Origin of the sequence: Pseudoalteromonas sp. 20-92 (assembly GCF_030847595.1) — a bacterium.
In the GTDB taxonomy this organism is placed as follows: domain Bacteria; phylum Pseudomonadota; class Gammaproteobacteria; order Enterobacterales; family Alteromonadaceae; genus Pseudoalteromonas; species Pseudoalteromonas fuliginea.
Window position 1 is genome coordinate 1 of record NZ_JANJGQ010000041.1, and the last position, 15,493, is coordinate 15,493.

Annotated in this window: 17 protein-coding genes and 2 pseudogenes; 10 read left to right on the forward strand and 9 right to left on the reverse strand. The window is 40.5% G+C overall.

Annotated features, from left to right (window positions below):
- Positions 1–400: 400 nt before the first annotated feature.
- The 9 genes and pseudogenes from NRL14_RS20270 to NRL14_RS20310 all read left to right on the forward strand — a co-directional run.
- Positions 401–1,606: an amidase family protein gene (locus NRL14_RS20270; RefSeq protein WP_306725463.1), complete on the forward strand. Its 1,206-nt coding sequence runs from the start codon at positions 401–403 to the stop codon at positions 1,604–1,606.
- Positions 1,603–3,186, forward strand: coding sequence for a gamma-glutamyltransferase family protein (locus NRL14_RS20275; protein ID WP_306725464.1), 1,584 nt, complete (start codon positions 1,603–1,605; stop codon positions 3,184–3,186). Before NRL14_RS20270 ends, NRL14_RS20275 begins: the two co-directional genes overlap by 4 nt.
- Positions 3,174–3,998, forward strand: coding sequence for a sulfite exporter TauE/SafE family protein (locus tag NRL14_RS20280; RefSeq protein ID WP_306725465.1), 825 nt, complete (start codon positions 3,174–3,176; stop codon positions 3,996–3,998). The genes NRL14_RS20275 and NRL14_RS20280 overlap by 13 nt, the downstream gene beginning before the upstream one ends.
- A gap of 3 nt (positions 3,999–4,001) precedes the next feature.
- Positions 4,002–5,231 carry an alanine--glyoxylate aminotransferase family protein gene (locus tag NRL14_RS20285; protein WP_306725466.1) on the forward strand — a complete coding sequence of 410 codons (1,230 nt, stop codon included), beginning with the start codon at positions 4,002–4,004 and terminating at the stop codon, positions 5,229–5,231.
- 13 nt (positions 5,232–5,244) lie between these two features.
- On the forward strand, positions 5,245–6,528 hold the full coding sequence (locus NRL14_RS20290) for an allantoate amidohydrolase (protein ID WP_306725467.1): 1,284 nt from the start codon (positions 5,245–5,247) through the stop codon (positions 6,526–6,528).
- Between the two features lie 346 nt (positions 6,529–6,874).
- The gene (locus NRL14_RS20295) at positions 6,875–8,011 is read left to right on the forward strand and encodes an ankyrin repeat domain-containing protein (protein ID WP_306725468.1); all 1,137 of its coding nucleotides are present in this window, start codon (positions 6,875–6,877) and stop codon (positions 8,009–8,011) included.
- On the forward strand, positions 7,995–8,381 hold the full coding sequence (locus NRL14_RS20300) for a hypothetical protein (protein ID WP_306725469.1): 387 nt from the start codon (positions 7,995–7,997) through the stop codon (positions 8,379–8,381). Before NRL14_RS20295 ends, NRL14_RS20300 begins: the two co-directional genes overlap by 17 nt.
- Positions 8,371–8,640: a hypothetical protein gene (locus tag NRL14_RS20305; protein ID WP_306725470.1), complete on the forward strand. Its 270-nt coding sequence runs from the start codon at positions 8,371–8,373 to the stop codon at positions 8,638–8,640. Before NRL14_RS20300 ends, NRL14_RS20305 begins: the two co-directional genes overlap by 11 nt.
- A 180-nt stretch (positions 8,641–8,820) precedes the next feature.
- Positions 8,821–9,027 (forward strand): annotated as a pseudogene (locus NRL14_RS20310) (IS4 family transposase); the annotation flags it as partial.
- A 150-nt stretch (positions 9,028–9,177) separates the two neighbouring features.
- Here the strand turns inward: NRL14_RS20310 and NRL14_RS20315 are convergent.
- The 8 genes from NRL14_RS20315 to NRL14_RS20350 all read right to left on the reverse strand — a co-directional run bounded on the left by NRL14_RS20315 (position 9,178) and on the right by NRL14_RS20350 (position 14,215).
- A complete protein-coding gene (locus NRL14_RS20315) occupies positions 9,178–9,717 on the reverse strand; it encodes a transposase (protein WP_373462542.1) in 540 nt (179 codons plus the stop codon).
- 55 nt (positions 9,718–9,772) lie between these two features.
- Complete coding sequence (istB, locus tag NRL14_RS20320; protein ID WP_306725471.1) at positions 9,773–10,528, reverse strand: IS21-like element helper ATPase IstB; 756 nt, start codon at positions 10,526–10,528, stop codon at positions 9,773–9,775.
- Positions 10,529–10,539: 11 nt separating this feature from the next.
- Entirely contained in the window at positions 10,540–12,090 is a 1,551-nt protein-coding gene (istA, locus tag NRL14_RS20325) for an IS21 family transposase (RefSeq protein WP_306725472.1), read from the reverse strand.
- 155 nt (positions 12,091–12,245) lie between these two features.
- On the reverse strand, positions 12,246–12,698 hold the full coding sequence (locus tag NRL14_RS20330) for a hypothetical protein (RefSeq protein WP_306725473.1): 453 nt from the start codon (positions 12,696–12,698) through the stop codon (positions 12,246–12,248).
- A 95-nt stretch (positions 12,699–12,793) separates the two neighbouring features.
- Positions 12,794–13,141: an IS66 family insertion sequence element accessory protein TnpB gene (tnpB, locus tag NRL14_RS20335; RefSeq protein ID WP_306725474.1), complete on the reverse strand. Its 348-nt coding sequence runs from the start codon at positions 13,139–13,141 to the stop codon at positions 12,794–12,796.
- The gene (locus NRL14_RS20340; RefSeq protein WP_306725475.1) at positions 13,141–13,437 is read right to left on the reverse strand and encodes an IS66 family insertion sequence element accessory protein TnpB; all 297 of its coding nucleotides are present in this window, start codon (positions 13,435–13,437) and stop codon (positions 13,141–13,143) included. The genes tnpB and NRL14_RS20340 overlap by 1 nt, the downstream gene beginning before the upstream one ends.
- Positions 13,438–13,513: 76 nt before the next feature.
- Positions 13,514–13,738: a hypothetical protein gene (locus NRL14_RS20345; RefSeq protein ID WP_306725476.1), complete on the reverse strand. Its 225-nt coding sequence runs from the start codon at positions 13,736–13,738 to the stop codon at positions 13,514–13,516.
- A 78-nt stretch (positions 13,739–13,816) separates the two neighbouring features.
- Positions 13,817–14,215 carry a hypothetical protein gene (locus NRL14_RS20350; RefSeq protein WP_306725477.1) on the reverse strand — a complete coding sequence of 133 codons (399 nt, stop codon included), beginning with the start codon at positions 14,213–14,215 and terminating at the stop codon, positions 13,817–13,819.
- Positions 14,216–14,498: 283 nt separating this feature from the next.
- Between NRL14_RS20350 and NRL14_RS20355 the strand changes: the two are divergent.
- Positions 14,499–14,714 (forward strand): annotated as a pseudogene (locus NRL14_RS20355) (hypothetical protein); the annotation flags it as partial.
- A 15-nt stretch (positions 14,715–14,729) separates the two neighbouring features.
- Here the strand turns inward: NRL14_RS20355 and NRL14_RS20360 are convergent.
- Positions 14,730–15,137, reverse strand: a complete 408-nt coding sequence (locus NRL14_RS20360; RefSeq protein WP_306725478.1) for a hypothetical protein — start codon at positions 15,135–15,137, stop codon at positions 14,730–14,732.
- Positions 15,138–15,493 lie beyond the last annotated feature (356 nt).

The window sequence follows — 15,493 nt, forward strand, 5'->3', positions numbered from 1 at the left end:
ACATGGGGATGCTCCTTAAAAAAGGAGTATAAGATCATACTTTTAAGTCAAGGTAAAGTTCGTGATCTTGCCCTGTATAAATAAAGACCAATTTGGTGCATCTGCGCACCAAATTGGTTTGTTTTAGCTCATTTTAATCTCACTATTTCTACAGCCCACATTTACAAATCTCATATAACCCAACAAAACCTGACCAGTTGGACAGGATTTTAATTAATGGCATTCCTCTTGCTTAGGTTTTAAACAATATAATAAGCTAACCGATTAAAAAGCGGATCAAGCTCTGTAAAATAAAAACAAGATGTTACGCAGTGAGCTGAAAAATAATAAAAATTAATCCGTCTTTTTAATCACTCTAAATCTGAACTGCTTGGTCAGATTTTTTATAACGAGTGGTGATATGAGTACCAAAAATAATAATACGACCGGTATTTTTTGTGACCATGGTCCTACCCTGTGGCAAACAAACCAATCTGGTCTACTTGCAAACAATCGCTTAGCTGTAAAAGATGTATTTGCAGTAAAGGGCGAGCGTAACAGCGCAGGCAACCCACACTGGTTTAAAACAGCTAAACCGGCTCAAAATACGGCAAGCTCGGTTAATAAGCTCATGACCGCTGGTTGTAACTTTATAGGCTTTACCCATACTGACGAACTGGCTTATAGCTTAGAAGGTAATAATATACATTATGGCACTGCGCAAAATCCTAAATTAAAAGGGCATGCTTGCGGTGGTTCGAGTATGGGGTCTGCTGCTGCAGTTGCTGCAAACTTAGCTGATATTGGCTTAGGCACCGACACTGGCGGCTCAATTAGAATACCCGCCAGCTATTGTGGTTTATATGGCATAAGGCCAAGCCATAACGTGATTGAAAAAGACGGCCTAATACCGTTGGCTCCCCCTTTTGATACCATAGGTTGGCTTACCCAAAGCGCCGAGCTATTAAGCGATGTAGGTAATGTACTGCTACCAAATCAAGCTATTAATAACGTTGATACCTTAGTTATTTGTGAGCCGTTATTTGAACTCGTTGACCCTGTTTTACAAGCCCCACTTAAACAATTGCTTGAAAAAACCAAGCCTAATTTTAAGCACCATAAAGAATTTGAACTACCTAACAGCAGCTTATTAAGCGAACTTGCTGATAGTTTTAGAGTACTGCAAGGGCGAGCAATCGCAAAAACGCATAAAGATTGGCTTCAATTGCCGGGGCAACTTCCCCAGTTTGCTCCAGCAATTGCGGCACGTTTTAATATGGCGCTTGCCCTAACTGATCAAGAAGAACAAGAAGCACTAAAAGTACAAACCCAATGGCAAACACTAATAGCTAAAAACCTAAATACAAACAGCTGTTTATTTTTGCCAACCACCCCCACAACCGCACCTAAATTAGGCGTCGACACAAGCGCCTTACGCATGCAAATTATTACGCTTTCGGCAATTGCAGGACTTAGTGGCTCAGCGCAAGTGCATTTACCGCTGGCTAATTTAGCAAATGATCATCCGTATGGTTTTTCATTAATGATGAGCCACGGTAACGATAAAAGCCTACTTGCTTGCGTTAAGCACCTAGCTGCACACTTTAAACAAGGCACAACGGCATGACCACACACAACATTGCATTTACCGCGTCTCATTTTTTGGCCACTGAGGCGGGTATAAATATACTAAAACAAGGCGGTACAGCTACCGAGGCTATGGTAGCAGCTGCCGCTGCTATTAGCGTTGTATATCCACATATGAACTCAATTGGTGGCGACAGCTTTTGGCTTATCGATAACCCAAACCAAAAAACGCCCACTGCTATTGACGCCTGCGGCCGCGCAGCAACTAATACAACGGCGTATAACCCGCTCGCGCAAATACCAGAGCGCGGCGGATTAAGCGCACTAACTCAAGCGGGCACAATACGCGGTTGGCAAAAAGCGCTTGAACTAGATGAGCATGCAGCACTACCACTGTCAAAAATTTTAGCACCCGCTATTGAGCTTGCGCGCGAGGGCTTTACCGTTACAAAAAGCTTGCAAGCAGGCTGCGAAAAACTAGCCGCTGCTAACAATACCAATGACGCGTTTAAAAGCCTCTACATACCCAATGGTAACCCCTTGCAAGCAGGTCAACATTTTAAAAACCCTAAACTTGCAGCAACGTTTGAATACCTAGCAAAACATGGTTTAAACGCATTTTATGAAGGCGCACTTGCCAACTCATTTGCCGCCGACTTAGCAAAAGCAGGCAGCTCAATCACCGCAGGTGACATTGCAAATACAAAAGCTGAGGTCGTTACTGCGCTAAATGCAAACCTCAGTGGTATTAATTGCTACAACTTACCCGCGCCAACACAGGGCGTGCATTCACTACAAATAATTGGTGCCGTAAATAAGTTAAAGCATTTAGCTAAAACCGATGCCGACTGGACGCACTTAATTGTTGAGGCAACTAAGCAAAGCTTTACGCATCGCCCTACCCTTTGGGCTGACCCTGAAGTATTAGGGGATGATTATAAAAACGCACTAACCGATAATCGCTTAAGCGAACTTGCTAACAATATTGATATGAGTAAAGCCAAAAAATGGCCATTTAACGCAGAGCCTGGCGATACTGTGTGGATGGCAGCCAGAGATAAAAACGGGCAATTAGTCAGCTTTATTCAAAGTATTTACTGGGAATTTGGTAGCGGAATATTAATGAGTGAAGGCGGCTTTGTGTGGAATAACCGTGGTTTAAGCTTTAGTTTAAACAATCAAGATACCAACGCCCTTGCGCCAAATAAAAAGCCGGCTCATACGCTTAACCCTGCAATGGCAAAATTTAACGATGGTCGTCGACTTGCTTACGGAACAATGGGCGGAGAAGGGCAGCCACAAACCCAAGCCGCTGTTTTTGCAGGCTACGCATGGCGAAATAAATCAATAAAACAAGCGATTAGCGACCCTCGTTGGTTACTTGGACGTACATGGGGCGATACAAGTACAAATTTAAAAATTGAAAAAGGGTTAGTTTTTCATATAGAACATGAATTAAATCAACGTGACCACGATTGGGTAAGCGTTGATAATAATAACGAAATGATGGGGCACGCTGGGGCTATTTTAGATACACCTACAAGCCTTGAAGCTGCAACAGATCCTCGTTCAGATGGACGTGCAACAGTAACTACAGCAGGAACACAATGTCAGAAATAATAAATCAATGGCCAATTATAGTAGCCTTAATAGCAACCGGTATTTTTGCCGGTATTTTAGCAGGACTTTTTGGTGTAGGCGGCGGTATTGTTATCGTCCCCGTGCTGTATTTTTTACTGCAAGGTTTTGGCGTAAGCCCAGAGTCGGCAATGATGATAGCCACCGCTACATCACTTGCAACCATAGTACCTACTTCGCTTTCATCTATTCGCTCGCATCATACCAAAGGGAATATTGACCTTGCGCTAATAAAATACTGGGCACCATTTATTTTAGTTATGGCCGTTGTAGGCAGCTACTTAGCGCACTCAATACGCGGTAATGCACTGGTACTTATGTTTGCCTGTATTGCTATTTTAGTCAGTTTAAACATGCTATTTAGAGCCGGTGCACCCGCGCTTGTAAAACAACTACCAGGTAAATTTGGTCAAGGCGTTATGGCAAGTATTGTCGGTGGTTTGTCGGTAATGATTGGCATAGGTGGCGGTACTATTGGCGTACCGATGCTAAACGCATTTAATGTACGCGCCCATGTTGCAGTAGGTACTGCGGCCGTTTTTGGTTTATTGATTGCACTACCTGGCGTTATTACCTTATTAAGTATTGGCACAACGCCAACCGATGCTCCCCTAGGAACGTGGGGGTTGGTTAACCTCCCTGCCTTTTTTCTTATTATTCCGTTGACTATTTTATTTGCGCCTATTGGCGTAAAAATCGGTAGCAAGCTGGATCAAAAACAACTAAAACGCGCCTTTGCCGTTGTCTTAATGATAACCGGCATACGCATGCTCATTCAGACTCTGGGAGCCTAAAATATGTTTAATAACACGAAAGTTCAAACCTTAAACCCACCACAGCGTTTATTAATGGGACCAGGCCCTATTAATGCAGATCCTCGTGTTTTACGTGCTATGTCGGCGCAACTTATAGGTCAATACGACCCAGTAATGACCGGTTTTATGAACGAAACCATGGCACGTTACCGCGAAATTTTTAAAACTAAAAACGAATGGACCATGCTAATAGATGGCACATCGCGCGCGGGTATTGAAGCCGTATTATGCTCAATTTTACGCCCAGGCGATAAAGTACTAGTGCCAATTATGGGGCGCTTTGGCCACTTACTTGCTGAAATAGCCGAGCGTGTAGGCGCAAAAGTGCACACAATAGAAGTACCGTGGGGCGAAGTGTTTACGCCAGAGCAAATCGAAAAAGCCATTGTTGATGTAAAACCCCATGTACTTGCTATGGTACAAGGCGATACATCCACCACCATGAACCAACCTCTTGAGCATATTGGCGATATTTGCCAAAAGCACGATGTACTATTTTATTGCGATGCCACCGCCTCTATTGTTGGTAACGAACTTCCTGCCGATGAGTGGAAACTCGATGCACTTTCGGTTGGCCTGCAAAAATGTTTAGGCGGTCCTTCTGGGTCTGCGCCATTAACACTTAGCGATAAATGCGCCGAGTGGATCCAAAAACGTAAAAAGGTAGAGGCAGGTATTCGCACGGCCGACCATACCGACGGCACAGAGCCCTTTGTACGCTCAAACTATTTTGATTTAGGCATGATCATGAATTACTGGGGAGAGGAGCGCCTAAATCATCATACCGAAGCCACCAGCATGCTGTATTGCGCCTCAGAATGCGCCCGCATAGTCATTGAAGAAGGCGTGGATAACTGCATAGCGCGCCACAAATTACATGGCGATGCCATGCTAACAGGCATTCAAACACTGGGCTTAAATGTATTTGGCGATTTAACGCATAAAATGAACAACGTACTGGGTGTTTATATTCCCGAGGGTATTAATGCCGATCACGTACGCGGGCAAATGCTAACCAATTTTGGAATAGAAATTGGCACCTCGTTTGGACCACTGCATGGCAAAATTTGGCGTATTGGCACCATGGGCTACAACGCCCGCAAAGATACCGTATTACAAACACTTGCAAGCTTAGACGCTTGCTTACATGCCAACGGTTACAAAGGCCCTAAAGGCGAAGCCGCCATTGCTGCCCTTGCTCACTATAAATAAAAAAGGATTTAGCATGACGATTGAATGCCCACAACACAGCCCTTTATTAGATAAAGAGCTTGCTGATGAATACGCAACACGCGCTTTATCTCGCTGTAAAACCCTCAGCGCACTATCGCAAATGCAAGGCGGTATTCACCGCGTGTACTTATCAAAAGAGCACAAAGAGTGTAACGCCGTTACTGCATCGTGGATGGTTGAGGCTGGCATGCAATCGTGGCAAGACGAAGTGGGCAACCTTTGGGGGCGACTAAAATCATCAAACCCACATGCTAAACGTTTAATTATAGGATCGCACCTCGACACCGTACCAAACGCAGGTGCGTTTGATGGTATTTTAGGTGTACTACTGGGGATAGAAATTGCAGCGCTTGCACATAAGTTAAAGCTCGACCTACCCTTTCATTTAGATGTAGTGGGCTTTTGCGATGAAGAAGGCACCCGCTTTGCCACCACTTTAATTGGCTCAAAAGCCCTCGCTAACGAATTTGACCCACAGTGGCTAAACATTGAAGACACAAACGGCATAACTATGCGCCAAGCCATGCTCGACTTTGGCCTAAACCCTAACGACTACGCAAAGGCCGCACTAAACAAAAACGAATTACTAGGTTACTGGGAAACTCATATAGAGCAAGGTCCGGTGCTCGAATCGGTTAATCAGGCGTTAGGCGTTGTAACTGCAATCGCAGGAGCAAAGCGCGCGATGATCACACTAACAGGACAAAGCGGTCATGCGGGTACAACCCCAATGAACTTGAGGCAGGATTCACTAGCAGGCTGCGCTGAATTAGTAACCGAAATTGAAAAACTAGCAAACAATGCTAAAAACGGCGAAGTTGCCACCGTAGGGCAAATACAATCTCGCCCTGGGGCTACAAACGTGATTGCAGGTAAAACAACCATAAGCCTAGATGCACGCGCACAGAGCGACACCGATCTCGCTAATTTACTAAGCGCCATACAAAGCAGCGCACAATCTATAGCAAGCAAACGCAATTTAACGCTTGATTGGCAATGGACGCATGCCGCCGATGCCGTAGCGTGCGACACTACTATTCAGCATTTGTTTTCAAGCGCATGTAAACTCAATAACCAAGCATCGCCTTCACTTGCCTCAGGCGCAGGGCATGATGCAATGGCAATCGCTCCAATTTGCCCCGTTGGCATGTTGTTTATACGCAGCCCTGGCGGTATAAGCCATCACCCAGCAGAAGCGGTTCTCGACAAAGATGTAATAAAGGCACTCAGTGTAATGTACAGCGCGCTTTTACTTTATGTGAAAGAGTTAGGCTAAAGTTGAACGAAAGAGCTAGTACATATAAATTAGTAGCTCTCTTAATTTTGAGAACATTGGATGTTAAAAAATATTAATTTCATTTTGAACAGGGGCTAAATAATCATTTTTGAATGCAAAATATGCATTTACATAATGAGCTGGAAATGACGGAATCTCATTTTTTAGATGTGGATGTATCCTTAAGCAATGCTCTGGCTAAAAGGTAATAAATATTTTTTAGGATAATATAAATAATATTTCTCAAAAAAATTAGTTGACTTCATTAGTTGACTTCACTTGTTAGTGCCCATTAAAATCTAAATGAAAATAATTTTAATATTCATTTGTTTGCCATGGAGTTGGTATGAAAGTCTCACTAATCATATTATGCGTAATTTTTTCATTTTCATTCGGGTACTTTTTAAATCGCATTTTCTCAACACCTCAACCTGATTTCCGCCCAGAACCTAAGGCACAGAAAGTCGCTAAGCTCCATGAAAGAAGTGTAAAAAATAGCACGGTATCTCTTACTTCAAATGTTTCTTCAATCCGTTACCCGGAGTTTATAGCTAAAGAACTAGAGGTAAAAAATCTAGACATCGGTAATGTTACTACAGAGCAGTGGAATAGCTTAAAAAGGTTAATGGCATTTGAGTTTTTATATAACTTGAAGTTGGAAACAGGATGGTATTTTTCAGACTTCGCTATTGCAAATAATGAATATTCGGTTATCGATGGCTTTTCAGAGGCTGGAGTAGATTTAAATCTTATTAATAAAAGAGGCATTCTTCCAATAGTACATGCTGCAGAATACTCAAGTTTTAATTTTTTTGAATATTTAACTTTTATCGGGGTTGATGTCCCTCTTGACTCTGATTTAGACCCAAATAACAACATAATCAGAGCTGCTTCTAAAAATAAAAATATCGATGAAAGAAATAAAATTTTGGAATATTTGAATGCTTTAAGCTTTAGTTTTAAAGATGATGAAGAGAAATTTTTTTCAACAATGACAAGCAGTCTGCACATTGAAGATAATAAAACTTACCTTTCAAAGGTGTCAGTTTACGAAGAAAAAGAAAAAAGGATAAATATATTAGAGTTAATGATTAAAAATGGCGCTCACAATGAATTGTTGGCTGCTTTTCCAGAAAATAAAATACAAGAACTTTGCAATGGAGAAAGGTCTTTTTCTGCTCTTCATGCTTTAGCATTAAATAAAGAAGTATCAGGAAATAATATATTAAGAATAATTAAAAACTGTAAGAATGTAAACGCTCAGGGGTTTTTAGGGGTAACAGCATTAATGTACGCAGTTAAGTTTAGGAATTTAAATTATGTAAACTTTTTAATGGAAAATGGTGCTGACATTTTGGTTAAGGATAGCTCAGGAAAAATTGCATATGATTATATTAAAAAATCCCCGTTACCTATTTCTAAGTCAGAGCAGATCTTTTTAGAACAGAAACTTAATAGGAATCTACATGAAGAAAGAAATTAATCTTGTTAGTCATGAGCAATATTTACTTCTAAGCAGAAGAAAGTTTATAAAGCAATCTGTAGGTATTGTGTTAGCTACAAGCATACCTATACACTTAACCATTAGCAAAGATGCAAACGCATCAATTTTTACAATACTGTTTACAATTATAACTTCAGTGGTTGCTGGAGTATTGGTATATTACATAACTACTTGGGATGAAGGTGCTCAGACAGTAGATAAAGATGGTAGGAGAGTACGTGTTTATATTAATCAAAATTATTGTATTCAATGTGGAGTTTGTGAGCAAGTAATTGATACAGGGGTTAGACTTGAAGAAATTCAAAGATTTTGCCCTGTTGAAGCAATAGAGTGGAAATATGAGCAGTAAAATCTCAAAAAGCTTTTATGCTTTGTTGTTTTCATCTATAGGGGCTTTAGTATTTTACTCTCTTGAAAGTATTAATAATATCGAGCCAAGCAGAATAACTAATTCGGATGGTAGGATGATTCAGGTGTGGATTGATAAAGTTGAGTGTAAAAAAAACGATAATTGTAGTAAGTGTATAACAGCTGTTAAAAATGGAAATAAATTTGAGCGTTTACAACAGACTTGCCCTGTTTCTGCACTACAGTGGAAATATGAATAAATCTCCACTTTAGTTTTTCATCATGAGGTTGTTCAAAATCGAACAATCTCTAAATTTCATATAGTTTAAAGCCTGACAAATCCCTACGAAATGAATTAAAAAAAGATGAGTAAAGGGGATCGACCTTCATGACTAATTGTGATCAAATTACTTCGCTAAAAACAACTTAAAACAATAGCCATGAAAATCACAAATATAATACAGAATGATATCGCTGCTGCCTACCCTGAAATTCACTCTACTCGATTAAACACGTTATTTACCTTCATTGACTCTGGTATGTATGATCAACGTGTGTCTGTGACATATTTAGGTAGGGGATTGAAAAGCTTATCAAAAACAACAAAGAAAAATGATATTAAACGCGCTGACCGCTTAATCGGTAACACGCTCTTTGTAGATACCATCTCTCAGAACCGAGTACAAACCTAATTTAAAGCTAATGCGGACTGATACCTTGTTTGGTTCTTTATCATCCCAAAACAAATTTGAATTAGCTTTCTCATTGCTGCACCGTAAGCGTATAGCTAACGGCACCTAGCTTTGCTTAATGTTCCAAGGTAGCAGTGGCGCTAGATTATCTGGCTGCTCAGCAAGGTGCTGTAAGCAAGTAGAGATATAGTCATGCACCACAAGGTCATTTGCCTTGGCGGTTTCAACAAGACTGTAGAGTATGGCGCTGGCATGCGCGCCATTGCAAGTATTTGAGAATAGCCAGTTTTTTCGCCCTATCACGAACGGTTTTATGGCTCGCTCTGCACGGTTATTATCAATACTGAGCCTGCCATCATCGAGGTAACGCCTGAATTTCTCAAACTGATTTATCGCATAGGTAATTGCTTTACCTAGCGCCATTTTGGGAGGGATTTTATCTTTGTGCTTGAGTAGCCATTGATACAATTCATCAACGATTGGTTTCGCTTTTTGTTGCCTAACATTGAATTTTTCATCGTGCGTTTTATCTTTGATGCTTTGTTCAATACCGTAAAGTTTGCCTATCAGGTTGAGTGCAACATCCGCTTTACCTGTTTTTTTATTCTTCCCTTTCGCTTTGCGTATTCTCATGACTTTGATCACCGATTCTCATCAGCTTTGATCACCTGATTTATCATTTTGTAGAGCCGTTTTTAAATTAGCTTAACTGATCATCATCAGTCAATTTATTTAACTGTTTTCGTATCGATTCTCCTTTTAAGTTCAACTTAATCGAACCATGAATTAGCCTATCTAAAATGGCGTCAGCATGGGTTGATTCTCCGATCATCTCATGCCAGTTCTCCTGCGGGAGCTGACTTATTATTATGTGTGATTTATACCCATACCGCGCATCGATTAATTCGAGTAAGTCACCTCGTTGCTGCGCACTCAGTGGTTCAAGCCCCCAGTCGTCTAAGATCAGTAGATCATACTTTATTAACTTCGCCAGTAATTTCCGGTAACTACCATCTGCTTGTGCTAGAAACAGGCTTTCGAGTAGTTCTTTTAATCGAATATAGTAAACTCTTTTTCCTTGTAGGCAGTGCTCATGTCCTAAGGCACACGCAAGGTATGTTTTTCCACAGCCTGTTGCCCCGGTGATTAAGATATTTTGATGTAAGTTCAGCCAGCTATTTTGGCTTAAGTTACGTATCTGTGCTTTTTCTATATTGCGTGTCGGCGAGTAAATCAGTTGATTTAACTGAGCCGGTAAGCGGAATTTAGCATGTTGCACGAGCCGGTCGATTTTTCTTTGCTCACGCGTGTCAATTTCATGTGTTAACAATAAACTGACGCGCTCTATAAAGCTTTGTTCTTGATATAGATTTGGCTGTTCAAGCTGCTGCCTGAGTGCTTGCTTTATACCCGATAACTTGAGTAGTTGAAGTTGCTGGTTAATGGTGTCTATCATGATTCATTTCCTTAATGGTAATACTGTGTGCCGCGTATGTTGCCATGCTTAATTGGCTTTTCTGGCTCTGTTTGCTGTGTGGGTAACGGTTGTTGATCCAACCCTTTCTTCAGCATCTGCTTTATTGATTTGAGTGTTGTCGTATTCATTATGATTGCGCGATAGCACGCTTGCTCAAGCCGCTCTTTTGAATAGATTTTAGCTAAACTTAACACCCCTAAACAGGCGCGATAAGCGTGCTCGGGGTGACGCCGTCCACTGAGCTGTAACTCAATAACTTGGTGAGTATACTCCCCGATACTTAATGCCCATGAGCGTAAATTTATCGGTGACTGCTCATGCTGTTTTTGATGCGCCAGAGGCATATGATGAGACTGTGTTGTATGCCCTCCTAAACGATGTGAGCGCGGATGCTGTGCGATTAAGGTATCGTCATGATAAAGCTGTACTAGCTGATTGGTTATGTGTGCGCGTAATTGTTTCTTAACCCACTGATACGGCACACTGTAATAATGTTTTTCTATTTCAACATGATAATCAATGTGTACTCGCACCGTTTTGATTTGTGTATAGTAATAGGGCTTTTCAGGCAATGGCTTTAATGCGCTTTTATCCACCTTATCAAATAGCTGTTTACGTGACTGTTGATATTGCTTCATCACCTTATTGTTCATTACATCAAGTAGCTTTGCTATTTCTTGATTTAGGTGCGCTAAGCTGTAGAAGGTTTGCTTGCGTAGACGTGCCATGATCCAACGCTCAACAATTTGTACACCGACTTCAGCCTTCGATTTATCTTTGGGTTTATAAGGTCTAGCCGGTATGACCGCGACATTAAAATACTCGGCTAATTGATGATACGTGGGGTTTAAATCAGGCTCGTAGCGACAGGGTTTACTAACGGCGCTTTTTAAGTTGTCGGGAATAACAAGCTCTGGAACACCGCCTAAAAATGCAAAGCAACGGGCATGACTCATCACCCAATCTTCAAGTTGTTGACTATACGTTGCCTCAGCATAGTTATAATTTGATGCGCCGAGCACGGCAACAAACACTTGAGCAGGTCGTGTTTCCTGTGTTGTAGGGCACGTGATGGTCAGCGTAGGGCCACAATAATCCACAAACAGCTTTTCACCGCCTTTATGATGCTGACGCATCGACAACCGTTGTTTTCCTAACCATTGCCGGTAGGCGCGGCAGAAGTGGCTATAGCTGTAATAAGGCTCACCGACTTTCTCACACAATTCATCGAAGACTAACTGCAACGTCAAATGTTTGTGCTGCTTTAAATCCTTATTGATGGTGAGCCAGTCAGGTGTTGGGTATCTTTTTTGACGGGTTGAGAAGTCCCTGATTTTTGTATTAAGAAAAGTACCGTGTTGTTTATCTTCAGGTAACGGCCATTGGTTTAACCCTAACTCATTGGCCTTTTTAACGTAATTAGCCACAGTGCCAGGGGAGATATTTAAGCTTCTAGCAATCTCTCGATGGGATAATTTTGCTGAATATTTCAGCCGTAAAATAGCATGTAATTTACTCATAGATATAGGTCTTGTTGACATTATTGTTATCCTCATCAAATGATTTAGATAACGGTTTAACATACCTACAAAAATGATAAAACGTGAACTCGGTTACGAGTGGCATTAAGCTTTGATCGGCAAAATCATTAAGAACACAAAAGTGATCATTATAGAGTGATTTTCGTGATCAAAGCTTAATGAGAATAAGTGATCAAAGTTAGTGCCATTGGGTGATCAAAGCTGGGGAGAATATGCATACCCATTTTATGTAGTGGGCTGTGACAGCAATCACACATTTTGCCATCCTCTTCAAGGTCAACAATCACCTCAATTCGCGGTAACTGCGCCGGCAGTGGACGGCGTTTCGGTTTGGCTTTTTCTTTCTTTACTGAGGCCGGTGTCGCCAATAGCGCTTTATCATGTTCATCAATAATATCTTCTGCTTCATTGAATACTTCGCCTGCCCCTGGCATCTTTTCAGATTTCTTGGCGTACTCTTTGGCAAGCTTAGCGTTATAAGCTTGCAGTAATTCGTGAATTTGCGCATCTTTTTCAGCTAACTTTTCATCCATAAGCTGTTGCAACTCAAGCACCATGCGCTTGAGTTGTTCTGGGTCGTCAGGAAGTGAGTGTACATCAATTTTCATGTTCGCAATTTAACAGAATTTGACGCTGTTTTCTTACTTGACGCAAAGATAAAACAGACGGTGTGGCAACGATCATTTACTGTCAATATGATCGATTAGATCATCGATTGATACTGCAATTCTTCATGACCAAGCACATCATATCCCGACAACAACCAATCCAGTTGTTCAGGACTGAGTTCAAATTCCTGCAAGCTGATTTTATTTGGCCATTTAAACTTTTGTTTTTCTAAGCGCTTATACCATAAAGCAAACCCCGTTTTATCCCAGTAAACGAGCTTGAGTTTATCTTTCGCTTTATTGCAGAATAAGAATAATGCGCCAGTATAAGCATCACGCTCAAGTTCGCCTTCAACGATTGCGATTAGACCATCAATGGATTTTCGAAAATCCACGGCCTCGCGGTATAAGTAAATACTTTTTGGTTCGACAAACATTTTCATCAGGTAAGCTCGCGTAACAGTTGACTCAGATAAGTGGCAGGCATTGTGGGTGGCAAGCTGACGTTTACTTTGCCGATAGTGAGGGTGATTGACTGTTGCTGTTCGATAACGTCAACGTGTTTAGTCACTTTAGCGCGAACAAAGCTGCCTGATGAGGCATTAAGCTTACTTCGTGCGGCATAAAAAGTTGTTTTTGATAAAGCATTTTGCTGGCAATAGTCAGTGATAGTTAAATTACTGACTTGTTGTTCTTCGATAATACAGCGCCACTGTTCAAGGCTGCGTGTTTTTCTCATGACTATCTCCTCATTGAAATTCGGAAATAGCTTAATCATTTTGACGAGTTACTGGCAGGTGCACTTTGCTAGACGCTTACGATATAACTGAAGATTTGAGCACTGTATTTAGCGAATAATCACAACTTTTAGTGATAAATTTATAAATTGGAAATGCTGTTACTGGAACTAAAATTAGAACAACTATTAACGTCCAAATAAATATACCAAAAGGAATAATAGTAAATTTCATTTCAATTGCCATTGGCGCTAAAAATGCAACAACTAAAGAGGCTAAAATAAAGCTAAATATTGTTCTCAACTCGAAACCCTCTTAGAAAGCTAACGCCTGCAATAACCGGTTTGTGGCGCTCTTGCATAAATCCGGTTAATGGTTTTGTTATGTAAGGACACCGTCAAGTCCAAATTTGTCCCTGTTCAAAACTAGCGCTGCCAGCACAGTTACTCCTAACACTGTACCAACAGGGAACATGAAGAGTAACAATGTTGAATATATTATTAGTGCCCAAAAAAGCCACTTAGTTCGATAGTTTAAGCCCACAACGGAAAATGTTAAAAAGTAAAGTGCAACTAAAAATAAGATGAACCCTGTTACTGTAGACAAAGCTGTTGATGACATTTCTTCTCGTGATATTTTAGGTTCATTACTTCCAAACAGCGTTATCTCTTGAAATGAAGAGGACATAATTAAATACGAATCAACAATTCCCCAAAGAGGTGCCCAGAAAAGCAATAATCCCAAAACTGCGACGTATTTCCCTATAGTTTCCTTGTTCATCATCTCTCTTCACGTAGTTACATAACGAGCCTATAGATTAACTCGTTTTTTATTTGTTCTATTGATAAATAAACCATAGCTGAGTTCCTATTTTGGTTCAATCGATTACTGTGCTTTTACGCAGCATATAAAGAAGTGTTTGATGTTGTTTTAATTGGCATTTTGGAAAGTATTACTGAAAAATTTAGTGTGGGTACCTTTTTTATTCTTTCTAGGATGAGCTGGATTATCTGTGCGTTATTTATTTTAGGCTAAAGCACCGTTAATTGACCACGATAGTTGGCAGCTAGAAGTCAAAGGAAAACCCCATAATACCATCATCAGATCATTGGCATTTAAGTGGATACGAATCCTATTTAGGTGCTGGAAAACACATACGCCCTACGATGAATCAACTTACTTAACTGCATCAAAAAGTAAGGGATCACCGCTATTAAAATTTGCGGTGGAAAGTAAGCTTTTGCGCTTGCTGTCCACCTCAGGGCTTGTTGTTATATGACTTTTACGTTTTAAATTATGACCACAATATATGAACTTTAACCTTGTAGGTTTGCCAATTTATTTGAACCCAACCACCTACAGCGTTCTCTTCTCCGGGGTATATTTCATATTCACTAATAAACTCTGTTATAGATATTGGGTTGTTATCCTTTAACCGTTTTGAGTTACTTATCCAATTTTTGAGATTTGTCTCAGTACTAGTAAACTCCATATCATATGTTCGATTGAATCCACCGCCATACATTTCTATATTAAAGTCTTTAATATTTTCAGGTAAATCTGCTAGTCCACCCCAAGATAAAGTGTGCTTAATAGAGTCATTTACTCGCCAAGGGAACATATAGCTTGAAGTTTCATACCAAAGCATTCCCATAACAAGAACAACCAATATGAAGAAACTCCACAATAATTTTTTTAGCACGGAACATCCCTAGTCATATAAACGCCGTTTTAAGCGGCAAATTGCAGTTGGCTAAAATAAGTGAGGCACGAACAAAAATCCAACTGTAATTTGTCCTTGTTTAACAGCTTATAGTTACTCCGTTCCATTAATTAATGTATTTACCTATCTCATTAATACATGGAATATGCTTCTGTTGATCACGAATATTTGAGCTGAAACAATCAATGTTTGTAACAAGACTTTCGGATCAACAGAAGTTATTTGTTTCAATACGCATACTCAGGGATTGTCGTAATGCCGACTATCTATAAGACCTGCGAGAAACACTATTAGCCTCTATTTATTCTTTCACTTTACCTCTAGGAGGCCCAAAA

Coding starts and splice junctions, on each gene's coding strand:
- NRL14_RS20270 (WP_306725463.1), top strand. CDS start 401: ATGAGTACCAAAAATAATAATACGACCGGTATTTTTTGTGACCATGGT.
- NRL14_RS20275 (WP_306725464.1), top strand. CDS start 1,603: ATGACCACACACAACATTGCATTTACCGCGTCTCATTTTTTGGCCACT.
- NRL14_RS20280 (WP_306725465.1), top strand. CDS start 3,174: ATGTCAGAAATAATAAATCAATGGCCAATTATAGTAGCCTTAATAGCA.
- NRL14_RS20285 (WP_306725466.1), top strand. CDS start 4,002: ATGTTTAATAACACGAAAGTTCAAACCTTAAACCCACCACAGCGTTTA.
- NRL14_RS20290 (WP_306725467.1), top strand. CDS start 5,245: ATGACGATTGAATGCCCACAACACAGCCCTTTATTAGATAAAGAGCTT.
- NRL14_RS20295 (WP_306725468.1), top strand. CDS start 6,875: ATGAAAGTCTCACTAATCATATTATGCGTAATTTTTTCATTTTCATTC.
- NRL14_RS20300 (WP_306725469.1), top strand. CDS start 7,995: ATGAAGAAAGAAATTAATCTTGTTAGTCATGAGCAATATTTACTTCTA.
- NRL14_RS20305 (WP_306725470.1), top strand. CDS start 8,371: ATGAGCAGTAAAATCTCAAAAAGCTTTTATGCTTTGTTGTTTTCATCT.
- istB (WP_306725471.1), bottom strand. CDS start 10,528: ATGATAGACACCATTAACCAGCAACTTCAACTACTCAAGTTATCGGGT.
- istA (WP_306725472.1), bottom strand. CDS start 12,090: ATGTCAACAAGACCTATATCTATGAGTAAATTACATGCTATTTTACGG.
- NRL14_RS20330 (WP_306725473.1), bottom strand. CDS start 12,698: ATGAAAATTGATGTACACTCACTTCCTGACGACCCAGAACAACTCAAG.
- tnpB (WP_306725474.1), bottom strand. CDS start 13,141: ATGAAAATGTTTGTCGAACCAAAAAGTATTTACTTATACCGCGAGGCC.
- NRL14_RS20340 (WP_306725475.1), bottom strand. CDS start 13,437: ATGAGAAAAACACGCAGCCTTGAACAGTGGCGCTGTATTATCGAAGAA.
- NRL14_RS20350 (WP_306725477.1), bottom strand. CDS start 14,215: ATGAACAAGGAAACTATAGGGAAATACGTCGCAGTTTTGGGATTATTG.